Annotated in this window: 17 protein-coding genes; 3 read left to right on the forward strand and 14 right to left on the reverse strand. The window is 63.9% G+C overall.

Annotated features, from left to right (window positions below):
• The first annotated feature begins 92 nt into the window (after positions 1 to 92).
• On the forward strand, positions 93 to 686 hold the full coding sequence (coaE, locus tag GS_RS02560) for a dephospho-CoA kinase (protein ID WP_010941181.1): 594 nt from the start codon (positions 93 to 95) through the stop codon (positions 684 to 686).
• Positions 687 to 717: 31 nt separating this feature from the next.
• Here coaE and GS_RS02565 read toward each other — a convergent pair whose 3' ends face one another.
• Entirely contained in the window at positions 718 to 1,500 is a 783-nt protein-coding gene (locus GS_RS02565; protein WP_010941182.1) for an IclR family transcriptional regulator, read from the reverse strand.
• 313 nt (positions 1,501 to 1,813) lie between these two features.
• Between GS_RS02565 and GS_RS02570 the strand changes: the two genes are divergently transcribed.
• Complete coding sequence (locus GS_RS02570) at positions 1,814 to 2,269, forward strand: universal stress protein (RefSeq protein ID WP_010941183.1); 456 nt, start codon at positions 1,814 to 1,816, stop codon at positions 2,267 to 2,269.
• A gap of 132 nt (positions 2,270 to 2,401) precedes the next feature.
• Here the strand turns inward: GS_RS02570 and GS_RS02575 are convergent, their stop codons facing one another.
• From GS_RS02575 to trmB, 6 genes are all read right to left on the reverse strand, one after another.
• The gene (locus GS_RS02575) at positions 2,402 to 3,193 is read right to left on the reverse strand and encodes a sugar phosphate isomerase/epimerase family protein (RefSeq protein WP_010941184.1); all 792 of its coding nucleotides are present in this window, start codon (positions 3,191 to 3,193) and stop codon (positions 2,402 to 2,404) included.
• Positions 3,194 to 3,198: 5 nt separating this feature from the next.
• Positions 3,199 to 4,413 (reverse strand): putative nucleotidyltransferase substrate binding domain-containing protein, encoded by a 1,215-nt coding sequence (locus GS_RS02580; protein WP_010941185.1) that lies wholly within the window; start codon positions 4,411 to 4,413, stop codon positions 3,199 to 3,201.
• A 21-nt stretch (positions 4,414 to 4,434) separates the two neighbouring features.
• Positions 4,435 to 5,958 carry a sodium:solute symporter family protein gene (locus tag GS_RS02585; RefSeq protein ID WP_010941186.1) on the reverse strand — a complete coding sequence of 508 codons (1,524 nt, stop codon included), beginning with the start codon at positions 5,956 to 5,958 and terminating at the stop codon, positions 4,435 to 4,437.
• A complete protein-coding gene (locus tag GS_RS02590; RefSeq protein ID WP_010941187.1) occupies positions 5,951 to 6,277 on the reverse strand; it encodes a DUF4212 domain-containing protein in 327 nt (108 codons plus the stop codon). The genes GS_RS02585 and GS_RS02590 overlap by 8 nt, the downstream gene beginning before the upstream one ends.
• Positions 6,278 to 6,353: 76 nt before the next feature.
• The gene (gene truD, locus GS_RS02595) at positions 6,354 to 7,580 is read right to left on the reverse strand and encodes a tRNA pseudouridine(13) synthase TruD (RefSeq protein ID WP_010941188.1); all 1,227 of its coding nucleotides are present in this window, start codon (positions 7,578 to 7,580) and stop codon (positions 6,354 to 6,356) included.
• Between the two features lie 3 nt (positions 7,581 to 7,583).
• Positions 7,584 to 8,213 carry a tRNA (guanosine(46)-N7)-methyltransferase TrmB gene (trmB, locus tag GS_RS02600; RefSeq protein WP_010941189.1) on the reverse strand — a complete coding sequence of 210 codons (630 nt, stop codon included), beginning with the start codon at positions 8,211 to 8,213 and terminating at the stop codon, positions 7,584 to 7,586.
• Between the two features lie 139 nt (positions 8,214 to 8,352).
• Here trmB and GS_RS02605 point away from each other — a divergent pair, with 139 nt between their 5' ends.
• The gene (locus GS_RS02605; RefSeq protein WP_010941190.1) at positions 8,353 to 9,684 is read left to right on the forward strand and encodes a DEAD/DEAH box helicase; all 1,332 of its coding nucleotides are present in this window, start codon (positions 8,353 to 8,355) and stop codon (positions 9,682 to 9,684) included.
• A 68-nt stretch (positions 9,685 to 9,752) separates the two neighbouring features.
• On the opposite strand, the gene pabB is transcribed toward GS_RS02605, so the two are convergent.
• From pabB to GS_RS02640, 7 genes are all read right to left on the reverse strand, one after another.
• The gene (pabB, locus tag GS_RS02610) at positions 9,753 to 11,543 is read right to left on the reverse strand and encodes an aminodeoxychorismate synthase component I (RefSeq protein WP_010941191.1); all 1,791 of its coding nucleotides are present in this window, start codon (positions 11,541 to 11,543) and stop codon (positions 9,753 to 9,755) included.
• Entirely contained in the window at positions 11,540 to 12,397 is an 858-nt protein-coding gene (locus GS_RS02615; protein ID WP_010941192.1) for a TIGR02757 family protein, read from the reverse strand. The genes pabB and GS_RS02615 overlap by 4 nt, the downstream gene beginning before the upstream one ends.
• A 142-nt stretch (positions 12,398 to 12,539) precedes the next feature.
• A complete protein-coding gene (dtd, locus tag GS_RS02620) occupies positions 12,540 to 12,998 on the reverse strand; it encodes a D-aminoacyl-tRNA deacylase (RefSeq protein WP_010941193.1) in 459 nt (152 codons plus the stop codon).
• Entirely contained in the window at positions 12,995 to 13,516 is a 522-nt protein-coding gene (locus GS_RS02625; protein ID WP_010941194.1) for an O-acetyl-ADP-ribose deacetylase, read from the reverse strand. The genes dtd and GS_RS02625 overlap by 4 nt, the downstream gene beginning before the upstream one ends.
• 144 nt (positions 13,517 to 13,660) lie before the next feature.
• Complete coding sequence (locus tag GS_RS02630; protein WP_010941195.1) at positions 13,661 to 15,355, reverse strand: potassium channel family protein; 1,695 nt, start codon at positions 15,353 to 15,355, stop codon at positions 13,661 to 13,663.
• A 21-nt stretch (positions 15,356 to 15,376) separates the two neighbouring features.
• Positions 15,377 to 16,201: a nitroreductase family protein gene (locus GS_RS02635; RefSeq protein WP_010941196.1), complete on the reverse strand. Its 825-nt coding sequence runs from the start codon at positions 16,199 to 16,201 to the stop codon at positions 15,377 to 15,379.
• Complete coding sequence (locus tag GS_RS02640; RefSeq protein WP_010941197.1) at positions 16,189 to 17,079, reverse strand: deoxyribonuclease IV; 891 nt, start codon at positions 17,077 to 17,079, stop codon at positions 16,189 to 16,191. Before GS_RS02640 ends, GS_RS02635 begins: the two co-directional genes overlap by 13 nt.
• Between the last annotated feature and the right edge of the window lie 2 nt (positions 17,080 to 17,081).

Genomic DNA, 17,081 nt, shown 5'->3' on the forward strand with positions numbered 1-17,081 from the left:
GCATTGCGGCTTCCGCCGTTCTCCCCCTGATTGCCGTTGACACCGGCAACCGACTGTGAAATGGTTCCTGACCAGGGAGGTTTGGATAAGCCATGAACATAATCGGACTTACCGGTGGGATCGCTTCGGGGAAGAGTACGGTGTCGCGGATTCTTGAGCGGCTCGGAGCGGTGGTGATTGATGCGGATCAGCTGGCCCGTGAGGCGGTCATGCCGGGTACGTCCGCCCATCGGTCCATCGTGGCGGCCTTCGGCGAGGGGATTCTGCTGCCTGACGGTGCCATTGACCGGAAGGCTCTCGGCAGCATCATCTTCGCCGACTCCTCTGCCCGGAAACGGCTGGAGGCGATAACACACCCGGCCATCAGGGACCTTGCCGAGCTGCGTCTTGCCGAGCTGCGCCGGTCCGGCGTGCCGGTTGCCGTGTACATGGCTGCGCTCCTGATCGAAGCAGGCGCAACCGATCGGGTTGACGAGGTCTGGGTAGTGTATGTGGACCGGGAAACTCAGGTCCGGCGTGTAATGGCGCGGGATGGTCTGAGCCGCTCGGAGGCCGAGCAGCGGCTGGCGGCCCAGATGCCCATGGAGGAGAAGGCTGCGAGGGGGCAGGTGGTCATAGACAACAACGGCACACCTGAAGAGTTGGAGCGACGGATCGAGGAGATCTGGGCGAAGCGCTTCCCATGAAAAAAGCCCCCGGTAGACGGGGGCTTTTCTGTTACCGATGAAAGCCGAGCTTCATGGATATCTCGTCGGCAGCCTTTTTGACAAGCGGTATCAACTCTTTGTCCAGCCGCTCGTCGGTAAAGCGCATTGAAGGTCCTGAAAGGCTCACCGCGCCGATGATCCGTCGGGTGTAATCACGGATCGGTGCGCCGACGCAGCGCACACCGATATCGAGTTCTTCGTTGTCCACCGCATACCCCTGCTCAACCACCTCCCTGAGGTGTTTTCTGAGAACTTCCCGGTCAGTGATGGTATTGGGGGTGAAAGGCTTCAGTTCGCGCTGGGGGAAGAAGCTGTCCAGTTCCTCGTCATTCATCCAGGCGATCTGGACTTTGCCGGCCGCCGTGCAGTAAGCGGGGAGGCGAGAGCCGACCCGGGGAACAACCCGCACCGTCAGATCGGTTTCCACCACGTCCAGGTACACAATGCTCTGATCCTTGAGGATGGCGACGTAGGCGGTTTCGTTACACTGGTTGACGAGCCATTCAAGCACTGGCCGCGACTGGCGCAGCAGGCCCATCTGCCGGATGAAGGTCTGGCCCAGTTCAAGCGTCTTGAGACCGAGCCTGTAATTCTCCGTAACCTTGTTTTGCTCGATATATCCCCTCGACTCCAGGGTTGCCAGGAGCCGGAACACATTGTTCTTGTGCAGTTTCAGGCGTTTTGACAGTTCGGTCACGCCCAGCTCGTCCACATCGTCGTGGAACTGTTCCAGGAGATCGAGGGCGTGATCGACTGCCTGGATGATGTATTCGGATTTGTCCTTCTTCGCCATCTCAATCCCTCTTCTCATGAAAAGATGAACGTATCAATTTAAGTCGGAAACGTACGGAAGTCAAGACAATCAATCCGGTCACGTCAGTCGACTCTTCACACGAAAGGCTGAACTCAATGAAAAATAATCCCTGAAACGATAGAATATTGTTTTATAATTGTCAAGGCGGAATATTTTTTCTATAGTCGGATCACTGTCTGATCACAGGAACCATGCGGGTTCCTGCAGGCAAGTCAGCAGTGGGCGATTGTTTTTTCCCGGCATCGCCGCTTCGTTGACCAGTCCCAGCTTGTTCTATTTTCAGGAGGAGACAATGCTCCATCTGCGCAAGAAGATTCTCGTGGCCATCGACGGCTCTCCCCTGTCGGACAAGGCAGCCGAGGAGGCTGTCAGGATGGCTGCGGGCAATCCAAGCCAATTTAAAAGCAAGATTTACGCCATGCTGGTTCTGCCCAGTGCGCCGCGCAGCACGTTCACCGACTTCGTTCCTCCTCCGCCCATCACGGAAACGCCCGAGTGGGAAGAACTTCGGCAGCGGGTGTTCTATGTGATAGAAAAAAACGCCCGGGAGGCGGACATCCCCCTTGAGATCCGGGTGGTGTACGGCGAACCGGCGGAGGAACTCGTTAAATTTGCTGACAAGGAGCAGATCGACGTGATCGTGCTCGGCAGTTCGGGCAAGGGATTCCTGAAGCGGCAGTTGTTGGGCAGCGTCTCCCACAAGGTGGTAAAGACCGCCTCATGCTCGGTCTATATTGTCAAGGGGTAGGGGGAGCTTTCGGCGAAAATCCGTCCGGGCAGCTCGCAGTTCGCCGCACCTCCGGTCCCCGGAACCGTGCGGCCGACAAAATCCGTCCTTGCCCGGCCGAGTTTTCACGGTGCTTGTTTCAGTTTGGCGGACTCAGGCGGGGGATGTTTCCCGGCGAAGGTACTGGAGGATTTCCCTGAGGCTCTCCACTATGATCCGCTCGTCCCGGGGGAATTCCTCAGGCGAGAGCTCCAGGGTGAGCGTATCGGCGTAGTCGGTGCTCCTCAGGTGATTGAGGAAGCGGGTGAGTGGAAGGATGCCGTGGCCGGGGATCAGGTGTTCCCTGCCGTGGCCGTAGTCGGAGAAGTGGATGTTCCTGATGCGGCCCGAATTGTAGCAGTGGTAGAAGTCATTGATGAAGTTGGCCTTGCCCGATCCCATGTGGGTGGTGTCGAAGGTCATGTAGAGATTGCGCTCCTGGATAAATTCGATCAGTTTCTCGGTATTCGAGAGGATGTGAGGGTTCACCCGGAAGCGGGTTCCCACCCACGGCATGTTCTCCAGGGTCACGATGACCGTTTCCCGCCCCACCTCTTTCTGGAAGTCCATCACCCGGTAGAGCCAGCGCCAGAAGCCGATCTCGAATCCCATCCACGAGGGGGGATGGAAGTTGACGAGCGGTATTCCCGCGCCCGCCGCCAGTTCCACGCAACGCTCCAGGGAGTCGATGGGGCCGCCCCATCCGTCAAGAGGCATGAATGGGGCGTGGATGGAGTTGATGGGGAGGATTTCGGCCAGTTCTTCAATGAGTTTGCGACAGTTGACCTTCTGAAAGTCCTGGTTGATGATGAGCTCGACGCCGTCGAATCCCGCTTCCCGGGCGATCCGCATGACTTTCCCCAGGGGAAAGGTGAAGAGCGTGCCGGTGGAAAGAGAGATCCGCATCGTGTCTATCCCTGCCCGGTAATGGTGGTGTAGACCAGCCGCTGAAGAGTCCCCACCGCTTCGATGCCTGCCTTGAGTTCATCTTCCTCCTGCTCGGTCAGTCTCGCCGTATCCACGTAAATGCCGGAGGCCTCACCGCCCATGGCGGCGCGCCTCCGGCCGAAGCAGTGGCAGGCGCGCAGCAACCGCTCGGCCAGATCCACATCCATGTGCCCCTTCCGGAGCAGTGCCCGGATGCGCTCGATGGTGCCCGTTTCCGGTATCTCCGCGTGGACCGCCAGAACCCTGACGTTGGCTACCAGGGGGGAGATGCCGTAGTAGCCCAGGTTGAACATTCCCCGCGACTCACCAATCCGCTCCGTCCTGAATCTGCCGAAAAAGTCGAATCCCGAGGGCATCATGGATATGTGCCGTGCCGTCTCCCGGAACTGGTCCCTGTGAAAGGCGAGCATGGACCGGACCAGGTTGTTCATTCCCTCGGCCAGGGCGGAGTCGCCGGCTACGCAGCGCAAATCGGTGAGCCCGATAAGCCATCCCAGGTCGCCGTCCCCTTCCGTAACCCGGCTGGTGATCCGTTTGCGCCAATCGGTCATGCTTCCCCGCCATGCTGCGCCGACCGGAGTGACTCCGCCGGGGCTGGCAAGGCCCAATCGTTCCAGGATGCCGGCAGCCCGTCCGGCCAGGCCCACGAAGAACGAGGTCTCTTCGGGGGCCTCCCCGTCGTGGATGACGGCAAAGTCCGCTGCTCCCGAAAGGCCCGCTTCGCCGCGCCCCAAGGCGCCCAGGGCGAGCCAGGCCCAGCCGACAGCCGGAGCTGCCGGACCGTGCTCTTCCATCCAGCGGAAAGCGAGCTGGAGCGCTCTCCGTGTCAGGTAGTCCGTCATGGTGGTACAGAGGATGTCGAAGGCCGGCACCGAGCCGCGTTGGCGAAAGTATTCGGCTGCCTTCTCCGCCAGTTGCCGTTGAAGGTCGATGAGGCCGTTCACGTCGGTGGCTGTTTCAGTCTCGGCAAGCAGACGGGGAAAGTCCTGGCCGAAGGCATCCTCGAAGGCGAGCTCTTTGTCGAGGGCTTCGGTCACTCCCTTGAGCAAACGGCATTCGCCGCCGGGGGGGAGGCTCTTGAGTCTGGCGAAGAGGTCGCGGCGCATCCCTTCCAGGAAGTCCGCGGTTCCCCGGCGGCTAAGGACATCGTCATTTTTTACCGCGAGAAAGAGCGGCATGGCGTCTCCTTGTTCCGTGCGTCAGTCCATGTGGCCGTGAACCTGTTCAGCCAGGAAGCGACGCACCGCTTCTGGGGGCGGCGGCGTGAGCAGCGACACGACAATCATGACTCCTATCACCAGCGGCGCGCCGATCAGGGCCGATGAGGTGAGGGGGAAGACCTTCGCCACCGCCGGTACCAGGCCACCGAACAGGGGGGTGGAGAAGGTGATGAGGACGCCGGTCAGCATTCCGGCGATGACACCGTGGCGGTTGGCGCGGCTCCACCAGATTCCCAGGAGAAAGGCGGGGAAGATCGTGTTGCCGGCCAGGGCGAAGGCGACGGCCGTGATCTCGGCGATGAGCCCTGGCGGGTTCAGTGCGATGGCCAGGACGATCGCCGCAAGGACCACCACCGCACCCTTGGCCAGGGCCATCTTGGAACCCTCGGAGGCACGGGGGTTGATGAGGCGGTAATAGATATCGTGGGAAAGGGATGCCGCGCCGGTGATGAGCAGTCCCGCCACTGTGAAAAAGGCGGCGCTCATGGCGCCGGCGGCCAGGATGCCGATCATCCAGGAGGGAAGCCCTCCCATGACTGCGGTCTTGATCACGATGATGTCGGCCATCTTGCCGGCGGCCACCGGCGGGGGGGCCATGCCGGAGCGGGCCTCCAGCAGCCGGGCGAAGACGGCGTAGGCGGGAGCCGACCAGTAGATGAGAGCGATGAAGAACAGGCCCCAGACCAGGCTCCACCGGGCGTCGCGAATGTTTGGGACCACGTAGAAGCGCGACAGGACGTGGGGAAGACCGGCGGTGCCAACCATAAGGGTGAAGCAGAGGGCCACCCACTGGAAGAGGCCGGCCGAGGCGAAGGGGGCTGCGAAGTTGATGCCGAACTCGCGCTTGAGGTCCTGGATGGCAACGCCGTAGCCGAACTGGGGGAGTACCCAGAAGTAGCCGAGCTTATGAGCCAGGGCCATGAGAGGGAGGATGAACGAGACAATGAGCAGGGTGTACTGGAGCTGCTGGTTGCGGGCCACCCCCAGCATTCCCGAAAGAATTACGTACCCCACCGCCACGGTGGCGCCCAGAATGACTCCGGTGCGGTAGTCGGTGGCGAAGAGCCAGCCGAAGAGCATGCCGATTCCCTTGAACTGAGCCGTGCAGTAGATCACCGAAATAGTAATGGAAATGGCCGCCGAGATGAGGCGCGCGCCCGGCGACGCATACCGGTCCCCCACGAAGTCCGGGGCCGTGTACTTGCCGAAGCGGCGAATCTGGCCGGCCATGAGGACCAGCAGCAGCACGTAGCCGCCGGTCCAGCCTATGACGTACGCAAGGGCGTAGTAGCCCTGGAGGTAGAGAAGGCCGCCCATGCCCAGGAAGCTGGCCGCGCTCATCCAGTTGCTGGCAATGGCGGCACCCCCGCCGATCCGGCCGATGTAGCGCCCGCCGAAGCCGTAGTCTCCCGCTTCCCGCGCCCGTGCCCGCAGCCCGGTAATGATGAAGGTGGCCAGGGCAGCCGTCACGATAAGGAGGGGGACGAGATTCGCGTCAGTCATGGCTGCGGTCCCTCCTGCGGCTGTGCTGCTCGGTGTGCCGGTCTATGTAGATGTTGAAGAGGACGCAAAGAATGATGAACCAGAGGGGGAGGAACTGGCCCGTGAACCAGAAATGCCAGGGAAAGGAGAGAAAGGTGAGCCTGGTGAGTATGCCTTCGCCATCAGGCGACTGGGCCAGGAGCGCCAGTACGCCCTGGAAGCCGAAGTTGGCCACGGCCCATCCCACCAGCACGGCGGCGATGATGGCCACCTCGCCGGTCATGTAGCCTTTTCTCGGACGGAAGAAGTTTACGTCGCAAAGTTTTTGCGGATCGTTCATGGGCTGTGCCCTCCCGGGCGCGGGCTGTAGCCGGCCACGCGCATCACAATGCATTGTATCATTAATAGGTCTCCTGTCAGGCGCCGTTTCCCGGGCGCTTCATGACCTCCCGCAGCACTGCCGTGGCATAGCTTCCCCGGGGCAGCGAGAACCGGAGCACCAGGTCTTCCTCCTCGCAGGATAGCTCGGGTCCCTCCAGGGGAACCCTCAGGGGGCGGCGCTCCCCCTCCATCCGCAGCCCGCCGGCCAGGTTGAAGGCTGCCGGCGTGAGTCCCGCCGCATCGAGAATGCTCTTTTCCAGGGCCGCCGGTTCCCCTTCGGGAGAGGTCATGCGACAGCCGAAGAGGGGACCGGTGGGGGATATCTCGAATCGCTCGGCCCGGGGTGCCTCGGCCTTGGCATCGGTCACCAGGAAGCAGGCGCCGTTATCGTGTTTCCAGGCCAGGTCACCCTCCATCACGTGGTCGATGGTCTGGAGCCGGGTCTCCAGAACCCGGTCGAAGAGGGCCGACTGGCAGGCCGAGAGGTAGAGTTTCTTGAGCCGGGGGTGGACCCCGTGGACGGCGCGCTCAAAGTCGTCCGGGCGCTTTGCCAGGCGCTGGAGCACGTCCCGCTCGGTCCGGCAGTGTCCGGGAAAGAGGCTGAGGCTCCCGGCCAGGTCGCCCTGTCGGTAGGCCTCGATGGCGGCCCGCCACCGTTCGCCCTCCACCTTTGCCGGGTCGCCCATCAGGAGGTCCACAGCTCCGCGCCAGTCGCCGGCCAGCATGGCCCGGCCCACCAGGTGGCTGTTTCCCTGGATGCCGTAGCGCTGCTCGCCGAAGCGGTTGGGGACCCCGCGCCGGGCGAGAACGTCGAGGATGGCGCGTGCCCGGTCGGCCGCGTCGGGGACCGTCTCCCGGAGCCGGAGCCGGAAGCGGTTGCCGGCCAAGTGGCCCAAGCGCAGCTTGTTCCGATGCCGGTCCGCGGACAGGATTCGGATGCCCGGTATGTTGAGCCCCATCACCTCTGCCGGTGTCACCCGCGGCAGGGAAACCGTCTGCCGGGTTATCCCCCTGGCGTCCTTCATGCCGGCATAGCCCGTGTCCCGCTCGGGGGCGCCCGTGGCGCGGCAGAGGCGCCTGATGGCCTCCAGAGTGGTGATACCCCGCTTTTCGATCACTGCGTAGGTGTGCTCACCCTCGCCGCAGGGGAGGTAGAGAGAGATCTCCTCAACCAGGAAATCCTCGGGCGTTTCCTTGAAGAGGCCGCCCGTGCCGGGAAGCTCTGCCGTCAGGTAACGGCTGTCATGCTCATCGCGCGCCACGCGTCACCCCTCCATTGTCGTGCGGTAGTGGATGAAGTAGATCCGTTTTCCCTCGGCCATGAACTTCTGCATGTATTTGGAGAGGTGATAGCCTTCCAGTTCGTGCCGGAAGATGTCGGGAGCCAGCATGTTCGCATACCCCGGCATCTGGGGCATGAAGGCTGCCACGTCCTCGCCGTAGTCGTCAAAGTCGGTGGCGAAATAGAAATCGCCCCCCGGTGCCAGGTAGTCCCGGATGAACCGGACGAACTGCGTGTTCACGAGCCGACGCTTGCGGTGCCGCTTTTTTGGCCACGGATCGGGGCAGTTGATGTAGACCGCCGCCAGCGACCCCTTCTGAATCCGCTCCACGATGAACTGGCGCGCCTCGGCCCGCACAACCCGCACGTTGGTGATCCCGTGCCGCTCCAACCGGCTGCATGTTTTGAGGCATCCCTTGTTGTAATAGTCGATGGCGATAAAGTTGGTTGTGGGGTGATCGAGGGCGGTCCGGGCGATGAAATCGCCGATGCCGCAGCCGATTTCCAGGGCAAGGGGGTTGTCGTTGCCGAATACGGCAGTCCAGTCCGCGGGCGTTCCGAGCTCGTCAGGGTTCAGAAAGAAGGGGGAATCGATGGGGATGATGCGCTGCATTGGCTGTCCTTGGTGCGATAAAGTGGGCGTACCATAGCACAAAGCGTGTCAACGAGGAAGACTGCGCTTCCGGCTTGAGAAACGCGCCGTGCTGTGTTATTGCTATACGGTTGAAATAACGAAAAAAAGGAACAACGAGATGAAATTTGCCGACTTGAACCTGCCCGAGCAGGTCATGCAGGGGGTGGCAGACGCAGGCTTCAGCGACTGCACCCCCATTCAGGAAAAAACGTTGCCCCTCTCGCTGGGGGGAAAAGATGTGGCCGGACAGGCCCAGACCGGCACCGGCAAGACCGCGGCCTTCCTGATCAGCCTCTTCACGAAGCTTCTCCGCTCCGGACGGGGAGGCGAGCGCCGCCATCCCCGCGCCATCATCCTTGCCCCCACCCGCGAGCTGGTGGTCCAGATCGAGAAGGACGCCCAGGTGCTCGGCGCCCACTGCGGGTTCACCATCCAGGCCATCTACGGCGGTGTGGACTACATGAAGCAGAAAAACGCCCTCAAGGAGGGGGCCGATGTGGTGGTCGGCACGCCGGGGCGGCTCATCGATTACCTGAAGCAGAAGGTCTACTCGCTCAAAGAGATCGAGATGCTGGTCATCGACGAGGCGGACCGGATGTTCGACATGGGCTTCATCGCCGACCTCCGCTTCATCCTCCGGCGCCTTCCCCCCTACGACAAGAGGCAGAACCTGATGTTCTCCGCCACCTTGAACCAGCGGGTGATGGAGCTGGCCTACGAGTTCATGAACGTCCCTGAGAAGGTGGCGGTCACCCCCGAACAGATGACCGCCGAGCGGGTGGAGCAGGTCCTCTACCATGTGGGCCGGAAGGAGAAGTTTCCGCTGCTGCTGGGCCTCTTGCGCAAGGAGGGGATGGAGCGGACCATGATCTTCGTCAACACCAAGCGTGAGGCGGAGTTCCTGGATGAGCGGCTCAATGCCAACGACTTCCCCTGCCGGGTCATCTCCGGCGACGTGGAGCAGCGCAAGCGGCTCAAAATCCTGGAGGACTTCAAGAGCGGCAAGCTCCCGATAATGATCGCCACCGACGTGGCTTCGCGGGGGCTCCACATCGATGGGGTCTCCCACGTCATCAACTATGACCTCCCCCAGGACGCCGAGGACTACGTCCACCGCATCGGCCGCACGGCCCGGGCAGGTGCCGAGGGTAAGGCCATCTCCATGGCCGACGAGGACGGAGCGTTTCACCTTGAGGCGATCCACGAGTACATCAAGGACAAGATCCCGGTGGAGTGGGCCGAGGATGATCTCTTCGTGCACGACTTCAAGCGGGTGAAGCCGCGGCCCAAGGGACAGGAGACCCGTGCCAAGGGTCCCACCCGTCACGGCAGGAAGCACCCGGAGGCCGAGAAGAAGGAGCCGGAAGGGGAGAAGAAGAAACGGAGCCGGCCCCGCCGCAAAAAGAATCCGGCGGCCGGCGAGGGGGGCACGCCTCCGGCCGCGGAGTAGGTGGCAGGAACGAGAGGCAGGGAACGCGGGGGAACGCATCTATGGATGCGTTCCCTCTTTTTGTTTGGTCAGGTGATGAGAGTCACCGGCCGCCACCGGCGGACCGAGTTGATGAGGTAGATCTCCGGGCACCGTTCCAGTTCCTCCCGCGTGATGGGCCGTTCGCGGAGGGCGCCCTCGGCCAGGAGCTCTTCCCGGAAGGTGCCGGGGAGGATGCCGGCGGCAAGGGGAGGGGTGACCATTTCCCCGTCGATGCGGGCGGCCACATTGGCCGTGGTTCCCTCGGTCACTTCACCGTGCCGGTTTACGAAGATGACGTCTGCGCAGTCGGGCGCCGCCGCCAGTTCGTGCCGGTAGAGGGGGCGGTAGGTGGTCTTGTGGTAGAGGAACTGATCGGCCGGGTCCACTGACGTGGCCGCAAAGCGGACGGGAATCGGTTCCGGGCAGGGCGCTTCGGTCAGCGGTGCTTCCTGGATGGTGAACGCCCCCCGCCGGTTCACCAGTACGCGCACCTTTTGCCGACCCTCCATCAGGGCGGCCCGTCGGTTGAGGATCTCCTGGAGGCTGCCGAGCCGGAGCGGAATCCCGAAATGGGCGGCTGACCGGTAGAGTCGCGCCAGATGGCGCTCCAGCAGGAAAAATCCCGCTCCTTCCTCGTGGAGCAGCGTCTCCACCAACTGGAAGTCGGGGACACGCTCCCGGGCGAATCTGCTCTTGGCGAGGCACTCGTCATACTCCGACGAAGGGGTCGAGCCGATGGTCACACCGCTGCCGATGCCCAACTGCCCCTGCCCCGATGCGGCGTCCAGGACCACTGTCCTGATGGCGACACTGAAGGTCGCCTCAAAGGGGGCGGGTGCCCCCTGCGCCGCCGGGGAGACGTAGCCGATGGCGCCGGTGTAGATCCCCCGGGGCGAATCCTCCAGCTCCCGGATTATCTCCATGCTCCGCCGCTTGGGCGCACCGGTCACCGACCCGCAGGGGAAGAGCGCCCGGAAGAGATCGGCGAGGCCGACCCCGGCCTGCGGCCGGGCCGTGATGGTGGAGGTCATCTGGTGGAGCGTTTCGAGGCTTTCCACGTCAAAGAGCGACTCCACCCGCACCGAGCCCGTTTCAGCCACCATTCCCATGTCGTTGCGCAGCAGGTCGACGATCATCAGGTTTTCGGCCCGCTCCTTCTCGCTGGCGGCAAGTCCCGCGCGTAACTCCTCGTCCTCGGCCCGCCAGCGTCCCCTGCGGGCGGTTCCCTTCATGGGGCGGCAGGTGAGGGTCCCCTGGCGCAGGTCGAAGAACAGTTCGGGCGAGGTGGAGAGGACCCGGAGCGATCCCGTATCGATGAAGGCACAGAAAGGGGCTCTCTGGGCCCGGCAGAGATCGTGGAACCATGCCTGGGGATCGCCCGTGAAGCGGAACTGCTGGCGGAAGGTGAAGTTGACCTGATAGCAGTCGCCGGCCGTTATGTACTGCCTGATCCGACCGACTGACTCCAGGTAGGGCTCCCGCTGGAGCGTGGCGCTCCACTGGCTGGTCTCGTAGCCGGGTGGCACGTCCTGCTCGCATTCGGGGAGCCGGGGCGCAAAGCCGATGCGGCGGCGGAACAGGCCGAACCAGACCAGCGGGGTGTCCGGCACCGGTTCGCGGGTTGTCAGGGTTTCGTCCAGGCCGGGCGCCGCCTCATAGCTGACGAATCCCGCCGCGTGGAGACCGCCGGCCACCGCCGCTTCCACCCGGCGCAGGGCCGGCACGACCTCGGCAGGGGTCAGGGCCGTCACGGCTTCCACAAACTCCTCGAACCGGTACGAGGCCGAATGCCGCTCGGCATCGAAAGAGGCGAGAATGACCGTGGGCGCGCCGCTCATGACAGCTCTCCGGCGCAGCATTTCACCACCGGGCATGCCTCGCAGAGAGGGGTCACCGTGCCGTCGCACCCCTCGGAGATTCCCAGGTGGCAGAGGGAAAAGTCGTACTTCACCGGATCGTCGGGATCGAGGCGCCGCAGCGCTGCCGTGATCTCCCTGGCTGTGCGCCAGTCGGCCTGCCGCCGGGCGGTGAGGCCCAGGTTTCGGGCGATGCGGTGGATGTGCGTGTCCACCGGGATCACGAGTTGTGCCGGCGAAATCTCCTTCCAGAGGCCCAGGTCGATGCCGTCGTCGGCACGCACCATCCAGCGCAGGAACATGCACAACCGTTTGCAGGCACTGCCCGAGGCCGGGGAGGGAAAGAAGAAGGGGAAGGCCGAATCGGCCGGGATGGCGGCGGTGCCGAAGACGGGGGAATAGTCGAAGGCGAGGATCGCTGAGCTGAACTCCGTGAGGGAGGGGGTGATATCCTCGGCCTCCGGGTCGTGGCACCCCAGGAAGAAGTCGCCGATGGTGTCGGCCTCCTCGATCATGGTCCGGGCGGCCAGGAAAAGGGCACAGAGGTCACGGCCGTCATTGAAGCGGTGCTTGAAGCCGGCAAAGAGCCGCATCCCCGCCTCCGGCTCGAACTCCTCCACGAACCGCCGGGGCGACGGCCCCACTGCCCCGAAGACTGTTGCCAGGTTTCTGAGGATGATCTTCACGTTGCCGTAGGCGAGGCATGACGCCAGAAGTCCCGCAATCTCCCGGTCCGCCGGGGAGGCGTAGCGGTGGCAGAAGGAAAGGGGGTCGTTCGCCAGGTGGCGGGGAGAGCGGGATGCGTAAAGGTTGTCGAGGACGGCTTTCAGTTCCACGGGGGCTCCAGGGCCGACGGGGATGGACACTCGGACGGCGTATGGTATACCACAGGGTGATCGTCTTCATGAAGAAAAAAAGGGACGATGGCCCCCTGCCGGGAGAGCTGCGCCGCGCTCCGTCCGATTTGCGTTCCCGGTATCACGTGGAGGAACTCCGGCTTTTGGTGTCCAGGATGAAGGTCACCGGACCGTCATTCACCAGATGCACCTTCATATCTGCCTGGAAAATGCCGGTGGCGGTGGGGATGCCGGTTTCCCGGATTAAATCGACGAACCGGTCGTAGAGCCGCTTCCCCTCATCCGGTGGGGCCGCCGTGTCGAAGGAGGGGCGCCTTCCCTTGGCACAGTTTCCCGCCAGGGTGAACTGGGATACGGCAAGGATCGATCCCTCAACCTCCCGCACCGACAGATTCATCTTGCCTGCGTCATCCTCGAAGATGCGCAGCCCCGCCATTTTCTCCGCCAGCCAGGCCGCGTCCCGCTCTGTATCCCCCTTCTCCACTCCGAGAAGAACCAGAATCCCCCGGCCGATGGCTCCCACCGTTGACCCGTCCACCTCCACCCGGGCCTCGCTTACCCGCTGGATCACCGCCTTCATGGGCCGAACACCCGCGCGAGAGCCGCCCGGTAGGCCGCCTCCGCCTCCGCGCCGAAGGGGGTGAAGATCACCCGCTCCAGTTCCGGGTAGCGCTCCAGGGCCGCCTTAGTCTCCTCCAGGGCGATGGAGCACGCCTCATCCAGGGGATAGCCGTAGACCCCGCAGCTGATGGCCGGGAAGGCGATGGACCTGAGACCGGCCCCGTGGGCCACCTCAAACGAGCGGCGGTAGCAGCTCCGCAGCAAATCCGGCTCCCCCCTGGCGCCGCCGTGCCACACCGGCCCCACCGTGTGGATCACGTGCTTCGCCGGCAGCCGGTATCCCGCGGTTATTTTGGCGTCGCCGGTGGCGCAACCGTTCAGGGTCCGGCACTCCGCCAGCAGCTCCGGCCCCGCTGCCCGGTGGATGGCCCCGTCCACTCCGCCCCCGCCCAGGAGCGAATTGTTGGCCGCGTTCACAATGGCGTCCACCGCCAGCGTGGTGATGTCGCCGGGGATGATCTCTATTTTTCCCTTCATGCCATCTCCTCTCTGCCCCATGAGGGACCGGCTCAAGAATGCGCCCGCAGCCGGTTGCCTTCTGTCATGCAGCCGAGTCGCATTCGTGCGAGCGAACACCAGTTCTACAGCTGATCACTGCCTGTTTTCATCCCCCCTGTCCCGTTAGCGGGCGGCAATGGTCTGATCAAAGGTTTTCTCCTGTTCCGACGTGCCGATCAGGATGAGTCTGGCCCCTTCTGCGAGGATGGTTTCCGGTGGCGGCGAAATGAGGATGTCGGCCCGGTCGGGCGCCTCGATCGCCACGATGGAGCAGCCGGTGAGGGGGCGCAGGCGGGTCTCGGCAATGGTTTTGCCGGCCATGGCGGGGGGCAGCGGCCGCCGGAAGACGGCCATCCCCTCGGAGAGGAAGGCCGATTCCTTGTGCTCCAGCAGGTTGCCCAGGATGTTGGCACCCACCGAGGCGTTGGAGACGACGAAGTCGGCGCCGGCAGCGTAGAGCTGGTCGACGTTTTCCTCCCCGTTGGCACGGGCCACGATGCGGATGTGGGAGTGGAGGTGCCGGCAGGCCAGGGTCAGGAAGATGTTGGTGCTGTCGTCATTGGTGGTGACGATGATGCCGCTGGCGCGGTCGATGCCCGCCTGCCTGAGGGTCTGGCCCACGGTGGCGTCGCCGTAGACCACGACGTGATCGTTGCAGACGGGGCTCTCCTGGCGGTCGATCAGGATGAAGGGGACCGGCTTGCGGTCGAGGAACGCTGCGGCGGCGCAGCCGATGCGGCCGTGGCCGATGATGAAGATCAACTCGTCTTCCGGTGCCTCGCCGATCAGATACTCCAGGGCGGCCAACTGGCTCTTGGTGCCGGCCAGCACCAGCAGCGACTGCTCGGTCAGGACCGTCTCCCGTTGCGGGGTGGTGAGGCTGCCCCGTTCCCAGACACCGATGATTGAAAGCCCCGTCCGCTGGCGAATCCCCGATTCCCCGATGGTTTTGCCGGCGAAAGGGGTGCCGTGGACGGGCAGTTCGGCGATCTGCAGGTTGCCGAAGGAGTCGAGAATATGGGCCAGCGCCCCGCAGGTGGTGGCCCGGATGCCCAGGTAGCGGCCGAGGATTCTGGTCAGGGGGACGACCTGGTTCGCTCCGGCCAGCCGGAGCAGTTCTCCGTGCACCGGTTCCTTGACCACGGCAATGATGGGGGTCTGGCAGAGGGAGCGGACGGTGAGGCACAGGTTGGCGTTGTCAGGGTCGCTCAGGTTGGCAATGATGCTTCGGGCCGCCGCCACCCGCAGGCCGGCCAGGACGTGGGCATCGGTGGGCGAACCGTAGACCACCTTGAACCCCTCCTGCTCTTCCAGGTGCAGGGCCTGGTCGTAGTTGTCCGTTACCACGACGAACAGGTGGTTGCGGCTCTCCAGTTTGCGGATCAGGGTCCGGGTGATGGGGTCGATGCCGAAGATGAGGATGTGCCCCCGGGTGTCGTCCGGCAGCTCGATGGTGGGGTGGTAGCGGAGGCGCCGTTCAATCCAGGGAGCCAGGAACATGCTGACAAAGCCGAAGGGGAGGATGATCAGGAGAAAGATCACCCCCGAAACGGTGACAATAGAGGCGAACAGGTACCCGGCGTCGCTCTGGAAGGTGATGTCGCCGAACCCGAGGGTGGTCATCACCGTGATAGTCCAGTAGATCCCCGCCATGAACGAGTATTCGCGTCCTTCGAGATGCCACATCAGGTAGCGGAAGATGGACGCGTAGGCCAGGAGCATGACAAGAAGGAAGGCGCAATACAGGAGCAGGACCTTCAGGTTCTGTCTGGCGCGGCCCCTCAGGAAATAGGCCAGTTCGGAGGCGAGTACCTTCATGGAGCACCTTCCCTCACGTTGTCACCGCCAGACCACGTCCAGCCGGTTGCGCCGGGGAGGTCGGCGATAGGTGACGGCCGGGTAGCCCAGCAGGAGCGTATAGCCGGCGTGGTGCCCCTCGGGGAGGCCGATGGCCTGTTGCAGGGGCTCCCATGCCTCGGCGGCCATCTGGAAAAAGCCGGCCCAGCAGGTGCCCACCCCGTGGGCGGGGGCCAGGATGTCCAGGTGCGTGGCAGCAATGACGGCATCCACCGCAACCGTGGGATGGCGCCGGTCGGTGTAGGCAATGGCCAGGTGCGGTGCATTGCGGCAGATGGGGTCGTTACCCTTGCGCCAGGAGCGGATCATGGCGGCAATGTTGAAGTGCCGGCTCAGGTGGGTGTCGCCCTCCTGCTGGGAGCGGAGCCAGTCCACCACCAAGCCGGTCAGTCGCCGCACTTCGGCGGTATCGTGGATGATCAGCCACTTGACCCGCTGACTGTTGCTGCCGGTGGGAGCGTAGCGGACCACGTCCAGCATCCCCGCAATGGTTTCCCGGGGGACCGGCTCCGGCCGGAAATGGCGGATCGACCGCCGCATCCGCAGGTACGCATCGAGCTCAGCCGGGGCAAAGGGTGCCGTCGGCGGCGAGTAGACGGCCGGGTCCAGGCGCGGATCGTCCACCGCCAGGGCTGCCGTGGGGCAGACCGCCTCGCAGTGGCCGCAGATGATGCACCGTCCGGCTCCCTCTTCGGTGAAGCGGGGCGGCAGGTTCCCCTCGGGCAGTTCGACGATGCGCAAGGGGCAGACGGAGACGCAGGCGCCGCAACGGGTGCAGGCAGCGTCGGTTACGATCAACTCGGGCATGGCTCGGTTCTTTCCTTTGTTGTGCGCCGGCGGACGAGTCTCCGGAGCGTGTTCAGGTTCATGATATCAAACTCGTCGTCATCTCCCTTTGGCGTTTCGAGAATCTTGGGCACCGTCGTGAAGCGGTCATCGTTCATGAGGAACCGGAACGGCTCCAGCCCCAGCGTTCCCCGGCCGATATGCTCGTGCCGGTCCACCCGGGAGTTGAGCCCCTTCCGGGAATCGTTCAGGTGGAAGCACCGGAGCCGGTCCAGGCCGATCAGCCGGTCGAACTCGGCGAAGACGCGCCGGTACCCCTCTCCGGTGGTGAAGTCGTATCCGGCGGCAAAGGTGTGGCAGGTGTCGAAGCAGACCGCGAAGCGGTCGGGAAACGCGGTCCCGGCGATAATGGCGGCCAACTGCTCGAAGGTATGACCCAGGCTGGTGCCTTGGCCTGCGGTGGTCTCCAGCAGGATCACGCCGGTGAACTCGGGAACCGCGGGGATCAGGCGGTTGAAGGCCTCACAGATCCGCCGGATGCCGGTCTCTTCTCCGTCGCCCAGGTGGGCACCGGGATGCATCACGATAGTGCCGATACCGAGGCGGGTACAGCGCTCCATCTCCTCCCGGAAGGCCGCGAGGCTCTTGTCCCGTGTCTCGCCCGGCGGGGCCGCCAGGTTGATGAGGTAGATGTCATGGGCGATGATTTCGTGGAGGCCCGCGGCTTCCCACTGTTCACGGAACAGAGCCGCCTCCCCCTCGGTGGGCATCTTCCCCCGCCACTGGTTGGAGTTCTGGGTGAAGACCTGGATCACGCCGCACCCGACCCGGTTTCCCCGCGCCGGAGCCTTGTGAATCCCGCCGGCGATGGACATGTGCGCGCCGAGATAGTCGTTCATGG

Source organism: Geobacter sulfurreducens PCA, assembly GCF_000007985.2.
Lineage (GTDB): Bacteria > Desulfobacterota > Desulfuromonadia > Geobacterales > Geobacteraceae > Geobacter > Geobacter sulfurreducens.